General features: G+C 54.3%; 1 protein-coding gene. It reads left to right on the top strand.

Annotated elements, in window-relative coordinates; translation table 11 throughout:
- Positions 1-22: 22 nt before the first annotated feature.
- A partial coding sequence (locus L248_RS15405) for a phage tail tape measure protein (protein WP_081701332.1) occupies positions 23-1,907 on the top strand: 1,885 nt, incomplete at its 3' end.

A 1,907-nucleotide genomic window follows, 5' to 3' on the forward strand; every position in this document is an offset into this window, starting at 1 on the left:
GGGTGAGGACTTCAATACAGTCATGGACGTTGTCACCAGCACGATGACCCAATTCGGGATCAAAGCCGGAGACACCACCAAGGTAACTGACGCCATGACGTATGCGGCTAACGCCACCAAGTCTGGGTTCGCGGACCTGGGCGAGGCCATGCAGTACACCGGTGCGTCGGCCAATGCCGCAGGTATCCCTCTCAATGACACTATCGCCATGCTGGGCCTGATGTCCAATGCTGGCCTACAGGGGTCAATGGCTGGTACTGCGTTCAACGCGATGCTGCAAAAGCTCGCAGCGGCCTCTACTGATGCCAAGAAGCCCATGGGTCAACTTGGTGTCAACGTTGCCGCGTTCAAAAAAGGCCAAATCGGTCTGCCTGACGTTATCGAGCAGGTGGCCAAAGGTACCAGTAAGATGTCCGATGCCACCAAGGTTGCGGCAATCAATGCTGCCTTTGGCGAACGGGGCGGCCGCGCAGTGTTGGCATTGATGAAGGCCGGTAAGCCAGCCATCGAAGAATTGACCAAAGCAACCGCGGATAGCGCCGGCGCGACGAAAAAAGTTTCCGACATCATGGGCCAGACCGCGAAGGCAAACTTCGACCGACTCAAGCAGTCAGCTCAAGTTCTGGCAATCACCGTGGGTGAGAAGCTGCTACCAGCGATCACACCACTGATCGGCAAAGCGACCGATATGGTCAACGCCTTTGGCAAGATGGACAGCGCCACGCAGCAGTCCATTATCAAGTGGGTTGCCTTCGCGGCCGTTATCGGTCCTGTCAGCAGCGGATTGGGATCAGTATTTAAGCTCCTCGGTGGCGCGGGCAGCGTCATTGGGACAGTGACCGGTGGTCTGGCGCGGGCAACCAGTGCAGCAAAACTGGGTGGCTCTGCTATGGATGTGCTTAAATCGGCATTTTCCAAAACGGCTTTCGAGGCACTTAAAGTGGCACCGAGTATTACAGCCGTGGGTTCTGCAGCCACCGGCACAGTGGGTGGCATCGGTGAGGCTGCCGGAGCATCTACTGGCTTGGTTGCTGCACTAGGCGGCCTTGGTCCGGCGGCAGTTGCTGCTGGCTTAGCAATTGGTGCCGGTGCCGCCGTTTGGACACTTTGGGGTAAGAAAGCGTGGGAATCAGCGCAAGAGACTTCGCGCTGGGGTACATCCGTTGGTGGTGACGCAGATCGCGCATTGTCTAAGTATCAAGGATTCTCTCGCGACGCTAATACGGCACTGCAAGATTTTACAAAAACCGCTCAATCCAGTGCTAAAGCAGCTACAGATGCTTTTGGTGGAATGGCCAGCAGTATCAGTCAGTCGGCCAAAGATACTAATAAAGCGCTCAACGATATGGTGTCTAGTCTACCAACCGAAGTAGCCAAGACAGTTACTGATGGCGTTAATAAACAGAAAGCTGCTAACAAGGCTGCTGCCGCCGAGGCCGCTCAAACTAGCAAAAATATCAACGCGATTTATCGAAACGCATCCAAGGAGCATCGCGACCTGACTGCCGATGAGCAGATGTATATCCTCAACAGCCAGACGCGTATGAACGAATTGGAAGTACAGACACTCAACCTATCAAGCGCCAAGAAGAAGACCATCCTTGCTACGCTTAATGGCGACGTGCGGAAGATGTCTAAAGACCAGCAAGACATGGCCATGCTGGACTTGCAAGAAGCAGCGGATAAGCAAAATCAGATCTACATTGCTCAGCAGAATAAGCTCAAAGAGGCGTTAAGTAAGGGCACCATCAACACGGCCACATACGACAAGGCGATGGACGAATTGTCCCGCAATCATGGCCGGATGACTGAGCAGATCATCGCCAATGCCTATAAGATCATGAAGTCCCAGGGTGAAACTGCGGACGACATGGACAAGACGCTACGGCAAATGGGCAGCAGTTACG

The organism is Schleiferilactobacillus shenzhenensis LY-73 (assembly GCF_000469325.1).
In the GTDB taxonomy this organism is placed as follows: Bacteria; Bacillota; Bacilli; order Lactobacillales; family Lactobacillaceae; genus Schleiferilactobacillus; species Schleiferilactobacillus shenzhenensis.